The sequence below is a fragment of the Prevotella mikamonis genome (assembly GCF_055381405.1).
The window spans coordinates 616,524-638,683 of record NZ_AP035785.1 but is presented as its reverse complement, the minus strand read 5'-3'; the positions used below and the strand labels follow the sequence as shown (position 1 = coordinate 638,683).

The following is a 22,160-nucleotide window of genomic DNA, read 5'->3' as shown; positions in this document are numbered from 1 at the left end:
TTTTGATAATGCAAATATAAGAAATAAATATGATACGCACCTTTACATATCACGAATTCTAAAGAGATAATGGAACTATCAGCTTTACACCAAAATTACGTCCCATGTTGAATACCCCTCTTCTTCCAGTCATATTGTTGACAGCAGCATATTTCAAACGGTTCAAATGATTCTGATAAGCACGATCAAACACATTATTCAGTGTGAAGATTAAAGATATAACCTTTTTACCTCTCACTTTAAAATCTGTACCGGCTGACAAATTTACCAAGGTGTACGAAGAAGTTGCCGTCTCCGTATCATCTGCCGCATAAAAATGATTCTGCCGTAGATTGCATTCCATCGTTACTGCTGCGTAAGTATTATCCCACACTTTACCATCATTGACAAAAGTATAACTCAATTCCGAAGTCCATCGGGGAGCAGGTGTATAAGGTAAATACTTCGACTCTTTCGGCTGATGAGCCTGAATGGCATTGACATACGAGAACGTATTCTCAAAATGCAACTTCCTTATAGGATGAAAATCAATACTAATCTCTCCACCTAACAGTCGCGCATTGCCTTGCGTATACTGATAAGTATCGTATCCTTCTGTCTTGACACCATTCAATTTATGATTGAAAATAAAATTATCAATGAAGTTTGCAAACAGACTCAACTGAGTAGATACAATCTTTGATGTATAATCAAACCCTACATCAATCTGCCAACTATATTCCGGCTTGAGTTCTTTGTTTCCAATAACATACTGAATTGTACCTTCGTGAACACCATTCGAAGCAAGTTCACCAACAGTAGGAGTACGGAAACCGCGTGCTATATTCAATTTGACATCAATATCACCTAACGAATAAGTAGCTCCTACACTTCCTGTCAAACCGGAGAAATTACGAGAGATTTTCTCAAAGACATGATCAAGTCCAAAGCTATGCAGATGACGATTATCATATCTTAATCCCGCACTGATATTCCAATGATTAATCTTAAGACCACCTGTTGCAAAAACGCCTATATCAAAAAGCGTATAAGCAGGAATCAGGAATTCCTCACCTTTGTTCAATGAACGCTGATACATTCCATTTGTACCAAAGTTCCAACGCCACCCACCTAAGTGTGGCACTTCATAATGTATATCGTAATTGATGGTATGAAGCATGAAATCAAGTCCTGGATCGGTAGGAGATTCCTCGAACTCTTGCCTCCTGTTGTGCTGGTATCCTAATATAGACTTCAGAGAACCCTGACCGATATATACGGTATTATCAATGACTGCTTTATAATGCTTCACATGCTGGAACGGCGTCTCATCTTCAAATTCTCCGGTAACTTCATCTCGTTCGCCCTCCACAATACTTGGCTTCAGGTAATAATAGTCCAGATTCAAATGTGAATATCCCCAACTACGATTCAATCCCAACATAGCATTTACACCTTTTTCTGTGTATTGAGAGTTCTTCACCTTACCATCATACCTGTTCTTATATTCCCCTGCATACTTATCAGAGAAGCGGAAATTCCAGACAAAATCATTTTGATTACCAGCTATATCGAGCGAATAATTGCGCAAGGAATTGTTTGATTGATATTCACCAGACACATTGGCCTTCATCTCACCTTTTGCCAATGCAGGTGTATCATGAAAGATAAGCACTCCTGCCATCGCATCAGAACCATACATCAAACTAGCAGGACCTTTCAATATCTCCACAGAAGATACCGTCTGTGGGTCTACTTCCACACCATGTTCATCCCCCCACTGTTGTCCTTCTTGTCTGACACCATCATTAACCACCACCACACGATTGAAACCAAGTCCACGAATCACGGGTTTAGATATACCATTTCCAGTCGTAATCTCTGAAATACCGGGATGATGTGCCAAGGCATTGATAATATTAGTAGATTGAGCCATCTGCAATTCACGCTGACTAACCAGTGTAACCGGTGTAGGCATATCTTTTAATAAAGCTTTCCCAGTGATACCCGTTACAACAACCTCATTAATCATTGCATTCGTTTCTTCCATTGAAAAGTTTCTCACACGGGTTGTTGCAAGATTAATCTCCTCAACTATAACCCTATGCCCGATGTAGGTTACTTGCACGGTTAACTTGCGTTGGGGTAGATTATCAAACAGATAATACCCCTTTTCATCAGTCGTTGCGCCTATGTTTAATTCGGGAACTGTTACAACAACACCTATCAACGGACTACCATCAATAGCATCCGTCACTTGACCTGAGAGGGTTGCTTTCCCTACTACAGGTGATGCTACCGTCATCATATACATACAAGACAACAGTAACAATAAAAATATTTTCTTCATAATGTCTTTTTCCTTCTATTTGTAAAACTATGATTTTCGTAGATTACAAGTAGCAGGAGGAGCACGTTTCAAAAAGAAATTGGAATAATTGATAAACCATCTCCTGCATTGTCCACACCGCTTTACCACATAGGCTCTTGTATTGAAGCAACAGAATAAAACGACCGCAGGCGTAAATAAGAAACCATGAAATTGACAAAGTACACAAAAATCCAAGTCTCCTGTTGCAGAATCCAAATGGCTTGCATGCGTTACATGATGAAGACAAGCAACACATACACCGTTCGTAGTCGAATCAGAAGAATGCACATGCAAAGAAGACATGACAAATATTGGTACAAATATCACCAATAACAGCCATGCTTCCAGTATATGTCTTTGCGCCTTATATTTCATCGGACACAAAGATAGAGAAATAATGCTATCTAACAAAAGTTATTCTACACAAAACCAACTCCTAGCCTCGAATCATTGTCAGCAGCATCTTAAATTTCCTGACTGCATAAACTGCATGCCTTGCACCGGATGGAATTATAAACGACTCTCCTTCTCTAACAACAGACCGAACGCCTTCAACCGCCAACTCCATCTCACCTTCCATCACCTGGATAAACGCATCATAGGGGGCAATGTGTTCAGACAATCCTTGTCCTTCGTCAATAGAGAACAGCGTAATACTACCAACATCATTATGAATTAACTCCTTCGAAACAACACCACCCTCTACATATTCCACAAGACTAGTTACAGTGAAAACCTTTCCTTTTTCTATTTTTACCATCATGCTATGATTTAATTTATATTTATAGACATTACTTACAATATCTATACCATGAAGCAAAATTAGAAAAAGTAGTAACAATTGTTACCACAGACACAGACAGACATAAAAAAAGCAGCCGATAAAGCTGCTTAGTAGTCGGTACGAGAATCGAACTCGTATGCCAAGATTGAGAATCTTGTATCCTAACCGTTAGATGAACCGACCAGTTGGCATCAAGAACTTCGCTTGCGGAAGGAGGGGGATTCGAACCCCCGGTACGGTAACCCGTACGTCAGTTTAGCAAACTGGTGGTTTCAGCCACTCACCCATCCTTCCAAGATTGGTCTAAACCGAACTTACCAAGCATTGTTCTTAAATGCGGTGCAAAGGTAATGCAAATATTCAATATTACCAAAATTATTCTATAGTTTTTATCAACTATTTTATTTCATCCCTATCAGTGTACCTACATGTGGGAATAAATACAAACATAATGAGCTCGGTGAATCACCGAGCTCATCATTGTACATATATGATACGATACCTCTATTAGTCAAGCCACTTCACATAGCAGAAGTCCTGACGATGTGGCAGTTGTTCATGCTTAGGATACATGCGGACACAAGTACGGAACGCACCTGCATCACTCGGCTCAACAGTAGCCTCGAAGGTATAAAGATTACCTTCATGGCCAACCATCTTAAACTCATGAACACCATAAATCTCTTGCTCGTCACTATTCTGACTATTCTTCAAGATAACGAGTTCCAATCCTACGGCATCATTAAGTCCCTGCTCGTCGATAACATACTTAATGGTAGTCTCAACTCCAGTCTCTCCACCATTCTCTATAAATTGAGTGTCTTTAGATACAACATGGATTGAATCCCAACGCTCTGCCACTGTTTCTTTCCACGCTGCAATCTCTTTGGCTAGCTGATAACCATTAGCTTGCAACTTTTTTGAGCGGGCAGCTTCTTTCTGATAGAACTTCTCATAATAATCGTCCAGCTGACGTTTCATTGTATAGTGAGGAGCTATCGTTGCAATAGAATTCTTCACGACCTTCAGCCAAACATCGCTATATCCCTTCTTGTTCTTATTATAGTAGAGAGGAATAATCTCATTTTCCAACAGACTGTAGATTGTAGCAGCATCCAATTGGTCCTGATACCCCTGATTCTCATAGGTACGCTTCTGTGGCAAAGCCCATCCTGCACCTTCACGATAGCCTTCAACCCACCAACCATCAAGCACTGACAGGTTTACAACACCATTCATTTCGGCCTTTTCACCAGAAGTTCCCGATGCTTCAAGAGGACGTGTTGGCGTATTCATCCAAATATCAACACCCGAAACTAGGCGACGAGCCAACTGCATATCGTAATCTTCCAAGAAGATAATCTTGCCGAGGAATTCTGGACGCTGGCTAATTTCAAAGATTTTCTTGATTAATCCCTGACCGGCACCATCTGCCGGGTGAGCCTTCCCAGAGAAGAAGAATAACACAGGATGCTCAGGATCGTTTACAATCTTAGCCAGACGGTCTAAATCGGTGAACAACAAGTGAGCACGTTTATAGGTAGCAAAGCGACGACAGAAACCAATCATCAAGGCATTAGGATTAATGCGTTCCAACAGCGATACCACTCTTGAAGGATCACCCTGATTCTTGAGCCAAGATTCTGTAAACTTTTCACGAATATAGTCTACCAGCTTCTTCTTCAAAGTCATGCGGGTGTTCCAAATTTCATCATTAGGAACATCGTTGATAGCGTGCCAGATGCTTTCGTTGCTCTGGTCGCTCATGAATGAAGCATCAAAGTATTTGTCATACACCTCACGCCACTCTGTTGCTGTCCAAGTAGGGAAATGCACACCATTTGTCACATATCCAACGTGATTTTCTTCCGGGAAATAGCCATTCCAGATTGGAGCAAACATCTTCTGACTTACCCATCCATGCAACTTACTTACACCATTAACTTCCTGGCAAGTATTGCATGCAAAGATAGACATACAGAAACGCTCTTCATGATTCTCCGGATTCTCACGCCCCATACCGATGAACTCATCCCAAGAAATACCCAAACGAGCAGGATAACCACCCATATATTTTCCGAAAAGAGTCTCATCGAAGTAATCATGACCAGCAGGTACAGGAGTATGGACGGTATATAGCGAAGAGGCACGAACCAATTCCATAGCCTGATTAAAGCTGAGTCCTTCGTCTACATAGTCACACAAACGCTGCAAGTTGCACAAAGCAGCGTGTCCTTCGTTACAATGATATACATCCTTCTTGATACCAAGTTTCTTTAAGGTAAGTATACCACCGATACCCAAGAGAATTTCCTGTTTCAAACGATTTTCCCAATCACCACCATAAAGTGCATGAGTAATAGGTTTATCGAATTCTGAATTCATCTCGTTATCCGTATCCAAGAGATACAACTTGATACGCCCCACGTTCATACACCAAAGACTTGCGTGAACCTGATAATTCAAGTAAGGAACGTCAACTATCATCGGAGTGCCATCTTCGTTGTAAACACGCTCAATAGGAAGCGAGTTGAAGTTCTGTGCTTCGTACTTGGCAATCTGCTGACCATCCATGCTCAGAGACTGAGTAAAATAGCCATAGCGATACAAGAAGCCCACAGCACACATATCTACATTGCTGTCTGATGCTTCTTTCAGATAGTCACCGGCCAACATACCAAGACCTCCAGAATAGATCTTAACAACCTGGTTAATACCATATTCCATGCTAAAATAAGCTACAGAAGGACGCTTTGCATCCGGCTTTACATCCATGTAAGCACGGAACTTGGCATAGATGTCTTTCACATTCTTCATCGTAGCCTTATCATTCACAATCTGCTCCTTGCGATCATAGCTCAGGCGTTCCAACAGCAATACCGGATTATGCCCCACTTCTTCATAGAGTTTCTCATCAAGACTCTTAAAGAGGTCGCGTGCCTCGTAATTCCATGCCCACCACATGTTGTGAGCGAGTTCATTCAGACACTGTAGTTGTTCCGGAAGTCTTGACTTAATAGTCAGCTCTTTCCATTGTGGAGCATTCGTGTAATCAGCTCTAATTTTCATAAAATATTTATTTATATAAATTTTATACTATTTCTTATTGATTCTTTCGAGATACGGCTTTCGACAAAGCTATGTCATAGGCAACTTTGTAATAAGCAATAAACTTATCCCAAAGGGCCTGCTTGGACAACTTACTGGCATTATCCCGTGCCTTCTTCACGGCTGCATCGTCAAGTGAAGCATAGGCTACTATTGCATTTTTTATTTCATCGGCTACCTCAGAATAGTTATAGTCGGTTCGGTGAACCACCTCTACTCCATCTATCAACTTGCACGATTTTCCTTTTTCGGCATTTGCCCAAAGCCCAAAACCAGCTAAATCCGTCGTAATACAAGGCACTTTAAAGGCTATCGACTCCAATGGCGTATATCCCCAAGGTTCATAGTAAGACGGGAATACAGAGAGGTCATTGCCTGATACGACATCATAATAAGGCATATCGACAATACCATCATCACCATTTAAGTAGCAAGGTATAAATATCAACTTCACCTTGTCTTCTGCCCTATTCTGGAAATCCAGATATCGAGCCATGCCCAACACTCTATCCTCCAGAGGATTATGCAGCCAATGAGTCAGCATCGAATCAGGCAATGGCGTATCATATTTCTTGCCGGAAGCCAGTCGTTCTTGCAAATCCTGACGGGCATCTCCTACCCAACCGGGTACTTCTATGAAAGCAACGACATTCTTCTGAAGCTCCGCATCAAACCGAAGTCTGTTCATAGCTTCAATAAAGACATCTATTCCCTTATTCCTGAATTCATAACGACCGCTCGTAGCCACAATCAGCGTATCATCGCCCAAGTCTGTTCCCAACAAGGAATTGGCGATGTTCAACATCTTGATACGCACCTCTTTGCGCTTCTTTGTAAATGCAGCACCTTTAGGTACAAAGTTATCCTCAAATCCATTGGGCAACACACAATCTACCGGTTTATCCAACAACTCACGGCATTCGGCGGCAGTAATATCGCTCACGGTAGTAAAACAATCCACATTCAAGGCAGCTTGTTTCTCTACAGAGTGTTTGCTCTGCATATTTAATTCAGCAGCCATCTGGTCGCCATGATAAGCCGACAAATATTCGTACAAGGGTTTGTTATTCCCGGCTATACTGCGCCCTATGCTTGTAGCATGAGTTGTAAAGACAGTTCCAACTTGTGGCAAACACTTCTGTACATACAGCAAGCCCAGGCTGGTCATCCATTCATTGCCGTGGTAAATCACCTGTGATTGCTCATTCAGATAGAAGTGGTAGAAACTCTCTACGACTTTAGCCGCGGCATACGAGAACATAGAGGCTTCATCATAATCGCCATACGCATGGAGACTGTCAACCTGAAAATCTTCCCACATCTGGCTATATATCTCATCTTTCTGCTGATAAAATGGGGTAAAATCCACTAAAACGGCTACCGGACGTCCGGGAATATTCCAACGCCCTATACGCACGGAAAGTTTTTCACATTTCGTCTGTGCCAACCAGTCGGCATAGATTGTTTCATCTTCCTCAAAAAATGGACTTTCTGTATTTTTCCAACAATCCGGACCTATAAAGATAAGTTTATCACCAAGTAGCGCCTGTAGCGTTTTAGCACGCGTAGAAAGCACGGCGTATATACCGCCTATTTTGTTACATACCTCCCAACTAGATTCAAAAATATAGTCGGGAAATCTTTGTTCTTTGCTCATAATTAAATAAAATAGCGCTTCAAATTTAATATAAATTATCTAATTTGACAACTTTAAAACCTTATATTTGATTAAACCAGGCCTTTTCTTGATGTAAATAATTATCTTTGCAACAATCAATTAGTTACCCACGATGAAAAGGATATTATCTGCTTGTCTATGTTTCACTTTTTCACTACTGGTTTCAGCGCAAGAAAACAAGGCATTCAAAGGCTACCTATACAACCAAGAGTATCAGGTATATATATACATGAATTTCTACGAAAAAAATATAGTAGTCAAAGACCAGGAAATCCTGGGAGAGCTTCCCGGCTATCTCGGTGCGATAAGAGATACGCGGAAATGGTTGATTATCAGCGCAGATATAATTTCACAGAACAAAGCAAATCTGGAAATATCAAATGACTACGGAAGTGAAGATTTAACGGCCACTTTATCTAAAGAAAAAGACGGAATCTACCTCTTCACCCAAAAAGATGGCAGCAACATCAAGATTGTTGTCAATCGGAAGTGGGTCAAACTCCCTAAATCGCTCATGTTTGTGGTCAAGAAAGACCCACTTGCAGCTCACTAGGTAAACTTCTGTCTACTGCAAAGCCCAGGCAACTTTACTGCCTAGCCTCTTCAGTATAACTGCAAGGCCTTTTCAGCAATGCTGAAAAGGCCTTGCAGTTAATTACCTATCATTCTAAAAGAATCATCACTTACGTTTCTTCAGTTTCAATTCTGGTATTTTCAATTTGTCACCCGCCTGAACTTCCTTTATTCCATTGAGCACTTCTACATAGCACTCCATATCCGGTCCAAGATAAGTGCGACTGATTGACTTCAAAGTCTGGCCCTTCTTTGCTGTCACAACCTCTTTGACACCTATAATATGGTAAGCGCCTGTCCTCACCCGGACATCTTTTTGTTCCATCAAAGCAAACTCACTCTGGGGTTTTGCCGGTTCGGCTTGAGAGACTTGCTTCGTCACGACAGGCTCTACAGGCTTTTTGATAACAGAATCAGACACATCTTTCTTCTTCTGAGTTGTCAATACCTTGGTAGGTTGAGACTCTTGATGCTTCGTTTGCAGCTGGCTAGCCAATTTCTCAATCATTGCATCACGACGCCTCAGTTCCTGCATAAAGAAATAGCCACCAAAGCAACATAACAAGAAGAAGAGACCACTCAATACCGATAGCAAGATAACAGGGAGTTTAGAAGTCCTACCATCCGTACTTTCCTCTTGTTCTTCTTCTAATGCCGGTTGTTCCTCCAAACTGGCACTGTATATTCCTGTCTGTTCTGCAATACTAACAGGTTCTTGCTCTACAGCAACAATATCTTCAGCCTCTTCAATCGGAGCAGGAGCTTCCATCATAGGTTGTTCCGTTGGTTCTTCGCCCGGAATTTCAGTTTGTTCCTCGTGCAATGTAGGAGAAACTTTCACTTCTTCCGGCTCATCGGCATTCCCTTCAGTCTCGACATAAGATAATATTTCCGTATTTACACCATCATTTACTACAACGGTTTCAAATTGAGCGAATGGCCTGTTAACTAATTCTTTTACGCTAGATTCAGGCGAGAAAGACAGCTTATCTCGCCCTTCTATGAGAATACGCTCCCCTGTATTGACATCTACACTTTCGCGAGCACTCACATAGACTGTCTTGAAAGTACCGAGCCCCTTTACTTTTACTTGCTTATCATGACGTATGCCATCGCCCAGTACAATAAACATTTGCTCTACAAATGCCTGCGCCGTCTCCTTGTCAAGATTGAACTTCTGCTCCAGAGACTTACACATTTCAGAAAGAAATACATTGCTATTCATCTTCATTGCCTCCTTCTTTCAATATCTCTTTGATTTGTGCATTGGGCTTAAAATTAAGAACCAACTTGGGAGGAACAAGCATCTTCTGGCCCGTGGAAGGATTTACAACAACTCTTTCTAATCGCTTCTTCACCTCGAACGTACCGAATCCTGCAATAGAGACAGTCTCGTCTTCGACCAGAGTATCTAGCATCCTGTCGATGACTACCTTGACCATTTTCTGCGTATCAGCCTGTGTATAGCCAGTCTTCTGCGCCAATTCTGCAATGTATTCCTTATTATTCATCTATTTCTCCATATAAGTCAAACTCATCACTATCAGTAATGCGGACAAGATAGAAATTCCCTACTCGTAATTTCCGAGCGGCAACAGGAATTAATACTTCCGGGTCTACTTCGGGAGAACTGAATTCTGAACGTCCGATATAGTAGTCGCCTTCCTTACGGTCAATGATAACACGAAGCTTTTTCCCCACCTGCAGAGCTGTCAACTCAGTACTGATTTCTTCCTGTAATTTCATCAAACGGTCCAAACGGTTTTGCTTCACTTCTGCCGGAACATCATCTGTGTAATGAAGAGCACCATAAGTACCTTCTTCTTCTGAATACATGAATGCTCCTAAGCGCTCAAAACGAGCTTGTCTGACAAACTCCAACAATTCCTCAAAATCCTCTTCTGTTTCACCAGGAAAACCAACCAGCAAGGTTGTTCGCAAACAAATACCAGGGACACGCTCCCTAATCTGCCGCACCAATTCCATAGTTTCCTCTTTTGAAACATGGCGATGCATAGCATCAAGTACATGATTGGAAATATGTTGCAAAGCTATATCCAGGTAATTGCAAACATTGTCATATTTGCGAATCACATCCAGCAATTCCAAAGGAAATTGATTGGGATAGGCGTAATGAAGGCGTATCCACTTGACACCCGGTATCTCTGCAATAGCAGAAATCAGTTCTGCAATATGACGTTTGCCATCGACATCGACACCGTAGTAAGTAAGTTCCTGGGCAATAATTTGAAATTCCTTCACACCGGAAGCTACAAGTTCTCTCACTTCCAGAAGTATTTCATCCTGTGGTCGGCTTACGTGCTTGCCAGTCATCAGCGGAATGGCACAATAGGCACAATGCCTGTCACAGCCTTCCGATATTTTCACATAAGCATAGTGATGTGGTGTGGTAAGATGACGTAGACCATTGCAAGAAGGAATCTCAGCTTTACCTAAATCCTGAAGTAACGTTTTATAATTAAACTTTCCGTAGAATTTATCTACCTCTGGCAGTTCTTTCTCCAATTCATCTTTGTAACGCTGGCTCAAACATCCCATGACAAAGAGTTTATTGAGACGTCCCTCTTTCTTTGCCTCTATAAATCCTAAGATAGTGTTGATACTTTCTTCTTTGGCAGCTTCTATGAAACCGCAAGTGTTGATAACTGCTATTTCGCCCTGAGGCCGTTGACTATCGTGGACACAATGGTAACCATTGGCCTCGAACTGTTTCATGAGAAGTTCGCTATCGACGAGGTTTTTAGAACATCCTAGCGTGACTATATCTATCTGATTTTTCTTCATTACAATCTAAATATGAGAATCTACTGTCCTTCCCCAAACAAGGATTCGACAAATTCTGTACGATTAAAGAGTTGAAGATCCTCTATCTTCTCTCCCAAGCCAATATATTTAACAGGAACTTTTAATTGGTCGGAAATACCAATCACCACTCCTCCTTTGGCCGTACCATCTAACTTGGTGATGGCAAGACTCGTAATCTGGGTTACAGAAGAAAACTGCTTAGCTTGTTCAAAGGCATTCTGACCAGTACTTCCATCCAACACCAACAGAACTTCATCTGGTGCTTCGGGCAGGACTTTCTTCATGACTTCCTTGATTTTCTTCAATTCGTTCATGAGACCGACCTTATTATGGAGACGTCCGGCTGTATCTATCAAAACTACATCGGCATTGTTGGCCTTTGCGCTCTGGAGGGTATCAAATGCAACAGAGGCGGGGTCTGCCCCCATTTGCTGTTTAATCACAGGCACTCCTACCCTATCTCCCCATATTTGGATTTGCTCAACAGCAGCAGCTCTAAAGGTATCGGCAGCTCCCAGATAAACATTCTTTCCTGCTTGCTTGAATTGATGAGCCAACTTACCGATAGTTGTTGTTTTTCCAACTCCATTGACCCCAACAACCAAAATCACATAGGGCTTATGGGAAACCGGCAAATCCCAGTCATCACCATCTGTCGTATTATTCTCAGCCAACAAAGAGGCTATCTCACTTTTCAGAATGCCATTCAGTTCAGAGGTAGATACATATTTATCACGTGCCACCCTCTCTTCAATGCGCTCTATAATCTTCAACGTAGTGTCAACACCCACATCGGAGGTAATCAACACTTCTTCCAGATTATCCAAGACGTCATCATCAACCTTAGATTTCCCAGCAACAGCACGCGTCAGTTTGGAGAAAACACTCTGTTTTGTTTTCTCTAACCCCTGCTCTAGCGTATCTTTCTTTTTCTTATTGAATAGACCAAAGATTCCCATACTATATATTTTTCTGCAAAGATACGATTTTTGACTGAATAATAACGGACTAAAATCAAAAAAGGGAACATGCTTATACAGCATATCCCCTTATCTATATGATTGTTACAGAAACATCAGTTGTTCACAGAACCTCCAACAATGTCGAGCAACTCATTGGTAATAGCCTGTTGACGACTCTTGTTATACTGTAAATTCAAGGTTTTGAGCAATTCATCTGCATTATCTGTGGCCGTCTGCATAGCAACCATACGAGCTGCATGTTCACTAGCCAGACTATCCAACAATGCTGTATAAATCATCAGATTCAGCTGCTTGGGAATCAAGACACCCAATACGGTTGCCAAATCCGGCTCTACAATATAATCATCGTTCAACTTGGCTACATCTTCCTGCCTCTTCTTCTCTGTCTCTTTCTTCTTACGCAGATACTCTTGAGCTTTGGCTGTAACAACATTACTCGTCAAATCCCTATCGTTCTCTGCACCTATAGTCTCGGTCGACAAGTCTATCGGCAGGAATACCTTATGCGTGAGAATCTGAGAACCCGCACTCTTGAAATGATGGTAAATCATATCTACCTTATCTATTTCGCCTGCTTGGTAGAGATGAGCAAGGGTCGTAGCAATATCCGCACAACTGCTTGCCGAAGGCTTTTCTGCAAGTTCTGTAAAATCACCGGCAACTTGCAGACCTAGCTTTTGAGCTTTTTCTGCCACTTTGCGACCAATCGGATAAATGACAATATCCGTAATTCCCTGAGCCTTATAATCATTTACCACCTGCTGCATCATCTTAATGATATTGGCATTAAATCCACCACATAGAGAAGTATTGGAACTAAATACCACCAAAGCAACACGCTTGATATGGGCATGCACCTTGTCATATTCACTTTGAGCATCGGGTAAAGAAACCAAGAAAGTCTTCAGAATATGCTCCAGCATCGTTTCGTATGGCAACATATTCTGAATGGCAACCTGCGCATGATGAAGTTTGCTAGATGCAACCATCTTCATAGCACTCGTAATCTTACGGGTGTTATTGACAGAGGCTATTCTGGTTTTTATCTCTTTTAATGAAGGCATAGGCTATTATGCTTTATATTGTCCGGAGATGTCGGCCATTACACTTTCTATAACCGAGGTGTCTTCTTCAGTCAACTGCCCTTTGGCCAACGACTCAATAGTCGTACCATACTGTACACGCAGCTTATCCAAGAAAGCATCTTGGCATTCACGTATATTCTCTACTGGTACATCATGCATCAATCCGTGTACACCGCAATAAAGGATGGCTATCTGCTCTCCTACAGGCATTGGACTATATTGAGGTTGGATAAGAAGTTGGTTGTTCTTACGTCCTCTATCTAGTGTCATAGCCGTCACCGCATCCATATCCGAAGAGAATTTTGAGAAACTCTCCAATTCACGATACTGTGCCTGATCAATCTTCAAAGTACCGGCAACCTTTTTCATACTCTTGATTTGAGCACTACCACCTACACGAGATACCGAGATACCTACATTGATAGCAGGACGGAAACCCTGATTGAAAAGATTAGATTCCAAATAAATCTGACCATCGGTAATAGAGATAACATTCGTAGGAATATAAGCTGACACATCACCCGCCTGGGTCTCAATAATAGGCAAAGCAGTCAACGAGCCTCCACCTCTTACATGCCCCTTCATACTTTCAGGAAGGTCGTTCATCTGTTCAGCAATCTCTTGCTGGTCGTTAATACGGGCAGCACGCTCCAATAAACGCGAGTGCAAATAGAACACATCACCTGGATATGCTTCACGACCAGAGGGACGACGAAGAATCAATGACACCTCACGGTAAGCTACCGCCTGCTTTGACAAATCATCATAAACCACCAATGCTGAGTAGCCCCTATCTCGGAAATACTCACCAATAGCAGCACCTGCAAACGGTGCATAATATTGCATAGCAGCAGGATCTGCGGCCGTCGCACTGACAATGATAGAATAAGGTAAAGCACCATGTTCCTTCAACGTCTGTACCAAATTGGCAACTGTTGAAGCCTTTTGGCCAATAGCAACGTAGATACAATACACAGGATTACCCGCATCGTAAAAACTCTTCTGGTTAATAATTGTATCAACAGCAATAGCAGTCTTACCCGTTTGGCGGTCTCCAATGATAAGTTCACGCTGACCACGACCAATAGGAATCATAGAGTCTACAGCCTTCAATCCTGTTTGCAGAGGCTCTTTCACCGGTTGACGATAAATCACACCTGGAGCTTTACGGTCAAGAGGCATCTCGAAGGAGTCTGTTAAATCAATGTCACCATTGCCATCAATAGCTTCTCCCAATGGATTAATGACACGACCTAACATATTGTCATTCACCCGAATAGATGCAATACGATGTGTACGCTTAACAACCTGACCTTCTTTGATACCTGATGTTGGACCTAAAAGAATACAACCCACATTGTCTTCTTCCAAGTTCATCACAATAGCCATTGTTCCATTCTCAAATTCAAGGAGTTCGTTAGCCTCGGCATTGCGCAGACCATAGATACGGGCTACGCCGTCACTAACGGTAAGAACAGTTCCGACCTCATCAAATTGACCCGTGCTATTGATGTCTTGAAGCTGTTGCAAGAGGACAGCTGACACTTCGCTTGGTTTAATTTTATCTGACATTATTAATATCTTTAATTATAATCTAAGATCAAGCATTATCAAATCTAGATACTTGAATCCTATTGTTTCAACTGCGACAATATCGAACTGAGACGTGTTCTTACACTAGCATCCATACGATAAGTGTCATATTCAAGGATGAATCCTCCTATAATATTGGGATTCACCTCTGTATTGAATTCTACAGTGCCAAGGGTTCTGTTCTCTACCAACTGTCTCATCTTCTGCTCTACGGCAGGAGCTACAACTGTGGCAGTAGACAGTTTTCCATAAGTGATATTCTTTTGTTTCCTATATAAAGTAATATATGAAGCAGCCATGAATTGCAAGGCCTTCTCCCTACCTTCTTTTAAAACAAGCCGGATAAAAGACAGTGTTGCCTCTGATGCGTTCATACCACAGGCCGTTACAAGCAATTGCTCCTTCTTATCCTTAGAAAGCATAGGATTATCTATCGTTGAACGCAGCTCGGCCATCTCAAGATAACAATCATACAGCGACTGCATATCCTGGTAGACAAGAGTCTCAACAGACATATTCGTAGCATGTTTCAACAATGCACGAGCATATCTTACCGATATTACACCTAGTTCCATAAATGCTATTTTTTCTCTTTATTCTCAGAAATATCACCCATCAACTTATCAATCAGCTCCATCTGCTCATCGTCTGTAGCCAGCTTTTCACGTAGAATCTTCTCCGCAATCTTCACAGAGAGTTCTGCAACCTGTGAGCGTATCTCGCGGATTGCATTCTGCTTTTCTGCATCAATTTGCATTTTTGCATCATTCAACAGTCGAGCACTCTCTTCTCTAGCCTTTTCTTGTGCTTTCTCAACGATGGTATCGCGTGTGCTACTAGCTTCCTTTAAGATTACAGCTTGTTTCTCACGCGCTTCTTGCAGAATGGATTCACCTTCCTGCTTGATATTCAATAAGCGTTCCGAAGCTTCATGTGCTTTGCGCAAACTCTCGTCTATATATTCCTTACGGCCATTCACCATCTTAATAATAAGTGGGAAGGCTACAAGGGCCAGCACAATGAAAACTACCAGAAAGGCTAAGAACATCCAAAACAGGAGTCCTATATCAGGAGTTAATATTGATGGTAAATTATCCATTCTTTATTTATTACTTGATAAGGAATGCACAAGCTGCAATAGCAAACAGAGCACATCCCTCAACAAATGCAGCTGTCAAAATCATGCTGGAAGAAATCTTTCCGTTAGCTTCAGGCTGACGGGCAATAGCATCCATAGCACTACCACCAATCTTACCAATTCCCAAACCGGCACCAATTGTAGCAAGTCCTGCACCTAAAGCACAACCCATCTGTGCCAAACCTTCTGCAGCTAATAATGTTGTAATCATCATAATTTTATGTTTTAATTTAATGTTAATATATTCTATTCCAATAATTTCTATCTATTTATTCAGCAGTGTGATGTTCTGGATGAGCCAATCCGATAAACACTGCGCTCAACATTGTAAAGACATATGCCTGGATGAATGCTACTAACACTTCAAGAAGATTCATGAACAGCAGCATGATAGCACTAAAAATATTCAGACCTATGCCATAGCCGACACCCATAGACCATCCTAGGAAGATAACACAGGTGAAACTCAATATCACAGCATGGCCTGCCATCATATTCGCAAAGAGACGAATCATCAAGGCAAATGGCTTTGTAAAGACTCCAAACAGCTCTATCACTGGCATCAAAGGTATCGGTGCTTTGAGGAATATCGGCACATTAGGCCAGAAGATTTCCTTCCAATACTCTCTGTTACCAAACAGATTCACAACCAACATGGTGCAAAGCGCCAAAAAGAGCGTGATGTTTATATTACCAGTAATATTGACTCCACCAGGGAAAATCGGTAACAGACCTATAATATTGCATAAGAATATGAAAAAGAATACCGTCAGCAAATAAGGAGCATACTGTTTGCAATGTGCTTCACCAACTGCCGGCTTAATCACATCATCATGGATATACATCACCAACATCTCCATCAAGCCGATAAAACCTTTCGGAGCATCAGACTTTATATCCGTCTTTTTGTAGTATTGCATACAGGCAAGGAAGATACCCAACAAGAGAAATACTACTATCCAAATCTGAGCAACAACCTTGGTAATACTCAAATCGAGCGGACGTACCGTTTCTCCATTAGGTAACTTTTCATAGATTTTTCCATGATGTGCCTCATCAAAATAAAATGGCTTCGGCAAACTTTCTGCCGTACAGAAAGTCCATTGACCAGTAGCCGAACTTCTGACTATAATCGGCAGATGGAATCCTATATGTTTCCCCTTATATGTAACTATATGCCATTCATACGAATCAGACAAATGTTCCAGCACAATAGTTGGGATATCCAACTTCTCGCCTTTCTGCTCATTGGCAAGAACATTCATTGGCACCAGCATAATAGCCAACAACAAAAGGATACTGTTTATTTGTTTCATTTCTTGTTCCTTAATCTCAAATCTCTTAATGTCTAGTCCTGCATAATCTTTCTGAAGAAGATTGTATGATGTGCCATCAACATAAAATAATAAGCCATGAATACCAGTAGGAAGAGCAATATATTATCTGCATCCGACGTCATATAGTAGATAAATATGAACGCCAAAGCTGCTAACATCCTACAAACGGAGACCCCAAGCAAGAACGTAGGCAAACTATCGGGAGCGCGAAGAGCTACTCGACGCCATATCAAAGCATCAGCGACTTCAATAATAAATGCAAATACCACACTGTAGAGTATAGGGTGCAACAATCCATCTAACATAGACAACTGCATCACAAGCAATCCCAGCAAGGATAATCCTATTATTAGAAATACGCTCTGTCGGATATATTGGCGGCAAAGTCTTTCTACATCCATTACTTACATATTATTATATATGAGACACTTACAATTCTACACAAAGACTCACGATATTCTTTTGCACCTCAACAAATCCTCCACAAATAGAGAATTCTTGCTTTGTCCCATTTGGCAGACGATACATAACAGTACCTTCTTCCAACGATGAGATGATAGGAGCATGTGCCGTCAGTATCTCAAAAGAGCCGAGTGTCCCTGGAACAATGATACTTTCCACATCACCGTCGAACATTATCTTCTCTGGAGAAACTATCTTCAATTTCAACATACACTCTATCAATTTTAAGCCTGAGCAGCTGCCAACAGTTTCTTAGCCTTCTCCTTTGCGTCTTCTATAGTACCAACATTCAGGAATGCCTGCTCCGGCAGGTCATCGACCTCTCCATCAAGGATTGCATTGAATCCTTTTATCGTCTCCTCAATCGGCACCATGACACCTTTCAAACCTGTAAACTGCTCTGCGACAGCAAAAGGTTGAGAGAGGAAACGCTGTACTCTACGCGCACGGTTCACAGTCAACTTATCTTCATCCGACAGCTCATCCATACCCAAGATAGCAATGATATCTTGCAATTCATTGTACCTCTGCAAGAGCTGCTTGACACGTTGCGCACAATCATAATGCTCTTTTCCGACAATAAGAGGGTCCAGAATACGCGATGTACTCCCCAATGGATCTACTGCCGGATAAATACCCAATTCTGCAATCTTACGCGAAAGCTCAGTCGTTGCATCCAAGTGTGTAAACGTTGTAGCAGGAGCTGGGTCTGTCAAGTCATCTGCCGGTACATACACAGCCTGTACAGAAGTGATAGAACCACGTTTAGTAGACGTAATACGCTCCTGCATAGCACCCATCTCCGAAGCCAAGGTAGGCTGATAACCTACGGCCGAAGGCATACGCCCTAACAATGCAGACACTTCAGAGCCAGCCTGTGTGAATCGGAAGATATTATCAATAAAGAACATTATGTCGGCTGCCTCTCCGTCTTTACCACCATGATCGCGGAATTCTTCAGCAACCGTCAGACCAGACAAAGCGACGCTAGCGCGCGCTCCAGGAGGTTCGTTCATCTGCCCATAAACAAGAGTAGCTTGCGACTTGCTCAACTCATCCTTATCAACAAGCGACAAATCCCATTTGCCTTCATCCATTGCTTTCCGGAACTTCTCACCGTATCTGATAACGCCAGATTCCAACATATCGCGAATCAAGTCATTTCCTTCACGGGTACGCTCTCCAACTCCGGCAAACACAGAATATCCGTTATGCCCCTTGGCTATATTGTTGATTAACTCCATGATAAGCACGGTCTTACCAACACCGGCACCACCAAAGAGGCCAATCTTTCCACCCTTCATATAGGGTTCCAACAAGTCGATAACCTTGATACCGGTTGCGAGCATCTCTTTATGAGTAGACAACTCGTCAAAAGTCGGAGCTTCACGGTGAATAGGATAAGCACCTTCCATGTGGAGCTCTTCCATACCATCAATAGGTTTCCCTATCACATTCATCATACGCCCCTTGATTTGCTCGCCCGCAGGCATCACAATTGGTTGCCCGGTAGGCTCAACCACCAAGTCACGCTGCAAGCCATCGGTATTATCCATAGCTACACAGCGAACCGTATCTTCACCTATATGTTGTTGTACCTCAATAACGAGATCACTGCCGTCTGGGCGTTTAACTTTCAAAGCATCGTAAATCTTTGGCAGAACTTGTTCAGCATCCTGACCTTGCGTATCAAAATACACATCAATCACAGGACCGATAATCTGAGATATACGACCATTAATCTGTGGCATAAGTAATATCTTTTAATTTTAATTTTTCTATTTATGATTAGCACAAAAGTAATTAAAAACAGATAAAAACCGTAACATATCACTTAGTTTTAATCTTTTTTTAATACCTTTTAAACACCCTGGCCGATTCCAGGCTTTTTATATGGAAAGTTCATCCAAAACCTTAATCAGTTTTCTATCAAAAGGTTTGTCACTACGAATGGCCTCGCTCAGTGGTACATACACCACTTCATTATTTCTTACACCCACCATTATATTACGCTGCCCCTGCATGATGGCTTCTATCGCCCCCACACCGGTTCTGCTTGCAAGAATTCTATCGCGAGCCGTCGGACGACCACCACGCTGCAAATGCCCTAAGATGGAGACACGAACATCATACTCCGGGAATTCATTACGTACACGATCGGCATAATACAAAGCGCCACATTTAGGGCTTTCCGACACGATGACGATACAGCTCTTCTTGCTTTTACGAATACCGCGCTCCATGAACTGCGCCAACTGGTCAACATCCGTAGAGTCTTCCGGAATAATGGCAGCCTCTGCTCCGCTGGCAATGGCACTGTTCTGGGCCAGGAAGCCGGCATCACGCCCCATGACCTCTACAAAGAAAATACGCTCATGACTCTGTGCGGTGTCTCGTATACGATCCACACAGTCTACAATAGTGTTCATCGTCGTATCGTAACCTATCGTATTATCCGTTCCATACAGGTCGTTGTCTATCGTCCCTGGCAATCCGATACAACATACATCATAGTCTTTAGCAAAATTCATAGCACCTGTCAGAGAACCGTTTCCGCCGATAACAACCAAGGCATCTATTTCCTCTTTCACAAGATTATCATAGGCTTTTTGCCTACCTTCTTCGGTCATAAACTCCGTCGAACGCGCCGTTTTCAGGATTGTTCCGCCAGTACCTATAATTCCACTGACATTTTCTGTAGTAAAAGGCTTTATCAATCCATTAATCAGACCATCGTAACCACGATATATAGCCTTGATATTAAAGCCATTATAAATACCTGCTCTAGAGACTGCCCTTATCGCAGCATTCATTCCCGGAGCATCTCCTCCGGATGTCAAGATACCAATTGTCTTTATCTTTGCCATAATTATGTTTATTTTATCATCTTACATTTGAATCATCAGGACCAACAATCCAATCAGTCCACCCAACAATGCCTTCCATCCGACATGACGGAAGAACCATCCGCCGTGCATGCGTTCCATTTTAAGAAGCACCATTCCACTCATACTGGCTGTTGCCAAGATATTACCACCCGCCATGACTGCATACGCTACCACCTTATAGTATATATCATTGGTAACACCCTCAGGCTTCATGACAACAAAACTCATCGCCGTGGCAAAATTATCTAGCACAGAGCTTACTGCCATAACAAAGAAACCACACAGACTTGTACTTCCAATTACAACATCCAATCGCTCCCACAACCACACAAAAGCACCGGTTTCTTTCACCACACCTACTGCCAACATTATTCCAAGAACATATAGCATCATCTGAATGACACCATACCTCAATATATGCGGCAATCTCCGCTCTGCCATCATATTAGCACTGAAAAGTCGGCGATTGAACACTTCATTTACCACCCACAAGATAGATAAGACGCACAAAGCACCCAAAAACGGGCTTAGCTTTGTAATATTATGAAACGTAGGGATAAACCAAAGCCCACCAATACCGACAAACAGCATAATAAGTCGCTGCCATACTGTCAAGTTCGTATCATCACCCCGATATGGCATCACCACCCATTCTGTCTCAACCCGCTCCGGAAGAGTACGTCCGATAAGCCAAGTTGGGATGCCCCATGCCAACAGACAAGGAACAAAGAGAGACAGAGAGAAATCGGTAGCCGTCACTTTCCCCATATTCCACAAGACCAACCCTTCTGGGTTTCCTATAACTGTCAATGCACCACCGGTATTGGCCGACAACACAATGACACTGCCATAGAGCATACGCAATCGGCGACTTGGAAGCACCTTGTGCATGATGGTCAACATCATCACCGTCGTAGTAATATTATCCAGATTTGCAGAAATCAGGAATGTGACCACGCCCATCGTCCATAGCATACGACGACTGCTCCGCGTCTTGAGCAACTGCGAAACGAAATCAAAGCACCTGTTGTTATCAAGAATTTCGACAATAGTCATTGTCGCCAGCAAGAACAACACGATTTCAGCAGCCTCGCCTACATATTTCAGGAATATATTCTGGGCTATATACTGTTTTACGGCAACACTCGTAGCAACCGCTCCGTCCAGAAAGTTAGCATAGTCACCATGGTGCTGACTCATAACGAAGTCCGTTCCATAGCAGATATAGAGCACCCAGCCTAGAGTGCCTGCGAATATCGCAACGGCAGCCTTATTTACATTCGTAATTGCCTCTGTCGCTATCAATATAAAGCTGATTAACAGTATGCCAACAATAATCAGAGTCATAAAACAGA

The 22,160-nt window shown here is 42.2% G+C and carries 20 protein-coding genes and 2 tRNA genes; 1 reads left to right on the top strand and 21 read right to left on the bottom strand.

What is annotated here, in order from left to right:
* Positions 1-58: 58 nt before the first annotated feature.
* From ACZ42L_RS02765 to ACZ42L_RS02740, 6 genes are all read right to left on the bottom strand, one after another.
* Complete coding sequence (locus tag ACZ42L_RS02765) at positions 59-2,329, bottom strand: TonB-dependent receptor (RefSeq protein ID WP_464716544.1); 2,271 nt, start codon at positions 2,327-2,329, stop codon at positions 59-61.
* A gap of 457 nt (positions 2,330-2,786) precedes the next feature.
* Complete coding sequence (locus tag ACZ42L_RS02760) at positions 2,787-3,110, bottom strand: cupin domain-containing protein (RefSeq protein WP_464701639.1); 324 nt, start codon at positions 3,108-3,110, stop codon at positions 2,787-2,789.
* A 135-nt stretch (positions 3,111-3,245) separates the two neighbouring features.
* Positions 3,246-3,317, bottom strand: a tRNA-Glu gene (locus ACZ42L_RS02755).
* A gap of 24 nt (positions 3,318-3,341) precedes the next feature.
* A tRNA-Ser gene (locus ACZ42L_RS02750) sits at positions 3,342-3,428 on the bottom strand.
* Positions 3,429-3,641: 213 nt separating this feature from the next.
* On the bottom strand, positions 3,642-6,203 hold the full coding sequence (gene glgP, locus ACZ42L_RS02745) for an alpha-glucan family phosphorylase (RefSeq protein ID WP_464700549.1): 2,562 nt from the start codon (positions 6,201-6,203) through the stop codon (positions 3,642-3,644).
* Positions 6,204-6,237: 34 nt separating this feature from the next.
* The gene (locus ACZ42L_RS02740; protein ID WP_464716543.1) at positions 6,238-7,899 is read right to left on the bottom strand and encodes a glycosyltransferase; all 1,662 of its coding nucleotides are present in this window, start codon (positions 7,897-7,899) and stop codon (positions 6,238-6,240) included.
* A gap of 133 nt (positions 7,900-8,032) precedes the next feature.
* On the opposite strand from ACZ42L_RS02740, the gene ACZ42L_RS02735 reads away from it, so the two are divergent.
* Positions 8,033-8,473: a hypothetical protein gene (locus tag ACZ42L_RS02735; RefSeq protein ID WP_464716542.1), complete on the top strand. Its 441-nt coding sequence runs from the start codon at positions 8,033-8,035 to the stop codon at positions 8,471-8,473.
* A gap of 126 nt (positions 8,474-8,599) precedes the next feature.
* On the opposite strand, the gene ACZ42L_RS02730 is transcribed toward ACZ42L_RS02735, so the two are convergent.
* The 15 genes from ACZ42L_RS02730 to ACZ42L_RS02660 form a co-directional block, all read right to left on the bottom strand.
* Complete coding sequence (locus ACZ42L_RS02730; RefSeq protein ID WP_464716541.1) at positions 8,600-9,724, bottom strand: HU family DNA-binding protein; 1,125 nt, start codon at positions 9,722-9,724, stop codon at positions 8,600-8,602.
* A complete protein-coding gene (locus tag ACZ42L_RS02725; protein ID WP_464700542.1) occupies positions 9,711-10,004 on the bottom strand; it encodes an HU family DNA-binding protein in 294 nt (97 codons plus the stop codon). Before ACZ42L_RS02725 ends, ACZ42L_RS02730 begins: the two co-directional genes overlap by 14 nt.
* Entirely contained in the window at positions 9,997-11,298 is a 1,302-nt protein-coding gene (gene rimO, locus ACZ42L_RS02720; protein ID WP_464700540.1) for a 30S ribosomal protein S12 methylthiotransferase RimO, read from the bottom strand. The genes ACZ42L_RS02725 and rimO overlap by 8 nt, the downstream gene beginning before the upstream one ends.
* 20 nt (positions 11,299-11,318) lie before the next feature.
* Positions 11,319-12,278, bottom strand: a complete 960-nt coding sequence (gene ftsY, locus ACZ42L_RS02715) for a signal recognition particle-docking protein FtsY (RefSeq protein ID WP_464700539.1) — start codon at positions 12,276-12,278, stop codon at positions 11,319-11,321.
* Positions 12,279-12,394: 116 nt separating this feature from the next.
* A complete protein-coding gene (locus ACZ42L_RS02710) occupies positions 12,395-13,366 on the bottom strand; it encodes a F0F1 ATP synthase subunit gamma (RefSeq protein WP_464700537.1) in 972 nt (323 codons plus the stop codon).
* Positions 13,367-13,372: 6 nt separating this feature from the next.
* Positions 13,373-14,959, bottom strand: coding sequence for a F0F1 ATP synthase subunit alpha (gene atpA, locus ACZ42L_RS02705; RefSeq protein ID WP_464700535.1), 1,587 nt, complete (start codon positions 14,957-14,959; stop codon positions 13,373-13,375).
* Positions 14,960-15,018: 59 nt separating this feature from the next.
* Positions 15,019-15,555 (bottom strand): F0F1 ATP synthase subunit delta, encoded by a 537-nt coding sequence (locus ACZ42L_RS02700; RefSeq protein ID WP_464716540.1) that lies wholly within the window; start codon positions 15,553-15,555, stop codon positions 15,019-15,021.
* Between the two features lie 5 nt (positions 15,556-15,560).
* Entirely contained in the window at positions 15,561-16,079 is a 519-nt protein-coding gene (atpF, locus tag ACZ42L_RS02695) for a F0F1 ATP synthase subunit B (RefSeq protein WP_464700531.1), read from the bottom strand.
* A gap of 10 nt (positions 16,080-16,089) precedes the next feature.
* Positions 16,090-16,332, bottom strand: coding sequence for an ATP synthase F0 subunit C (atpE, locus tag ACZ42L_RS02690; protein WP_464700529.1), 243 nt, complete (start codon positions 16,330-16,332; stop codon positions 16,090-16,092).
* A gap of 55 nt (positions 16,333-16,387) precedes the next feature.
* Positions 16,388-17,434 carry a F0F1 ATP synthase subunit A gene (atpB, locus tag ACZ42L_RS02685; RefSeq protein ID WP_464716539.1) on the bottom strand — a complete coding sequence of 349 codons (1,047 nt, stop codon included), beginning with the start codon at positions 17,432-17,434 and terminating at the stop codon, positions 16,388-16,390.
* A gap of 32 nt (positions 17,435-17,466) precedes the next feature.
* On the bottom strand, positions 17,467-17,856 hold the full coding sequence (locus ACZ42L_RS02680; RefSeq protein WP_464700525.1) for a hypothetical protein: 390 nt from the start codon (positions 17,854-17,856) through the stop codon (positions 17,467-17,469).
* 28 nt (positions 17,857-17,884) lie between these two features.
* Positions 17,885-18,127 (bottom strand): ATP synthase F1 subunit epsilon, encoded by a 243-nt coding sequence (atpC, locus tag ACZ42L_RS02675; protein ID WP_464700524.1) that lies wholly within the window; start codon positions 18,125-18,127, stop codon positions 17,885-17,887.
* Positions 18,128-18,141: 14 nt separating this feature from the next.
* A complete protein-coding gene (gene atpD / locus ACZ42L_RS02670; RefSeq protein ID WP_464700522.1) occupies positions 18,142-19,668 on the bottom strand; it encodes a F0F1 ATP synthase subunit beta in 1,527 nt (508 codons plus the stop codon).
* Positions 19,669-19,806: 138 nt separating this feature from the next.
* On the bottom strand, positions 19,807-20,784 hold the full coding sequence (gene pfkA / locus ACZ42L_RS02665) for a 6-phosphofructokinase (protein ID WP_464700520.1): 978 nt from the start codon (positions 20,782-20,784) through the stop codon (positions 19,807-19,809).
* Positions 20,785-20,805: 21 nt separating this feature from the next.
* Complete coding sequence (locus ACZ42L_RS02660; protein WP_464716538.1) at positions 20,806-22,152, bottom strand: SLC13 family permease; 1,347 nt, start codon at positions 22,150-22,152, stop codon at positions 20,806-20,808.
* Positions 22,153-22,160: the final 8 nt, after the last annotated feature.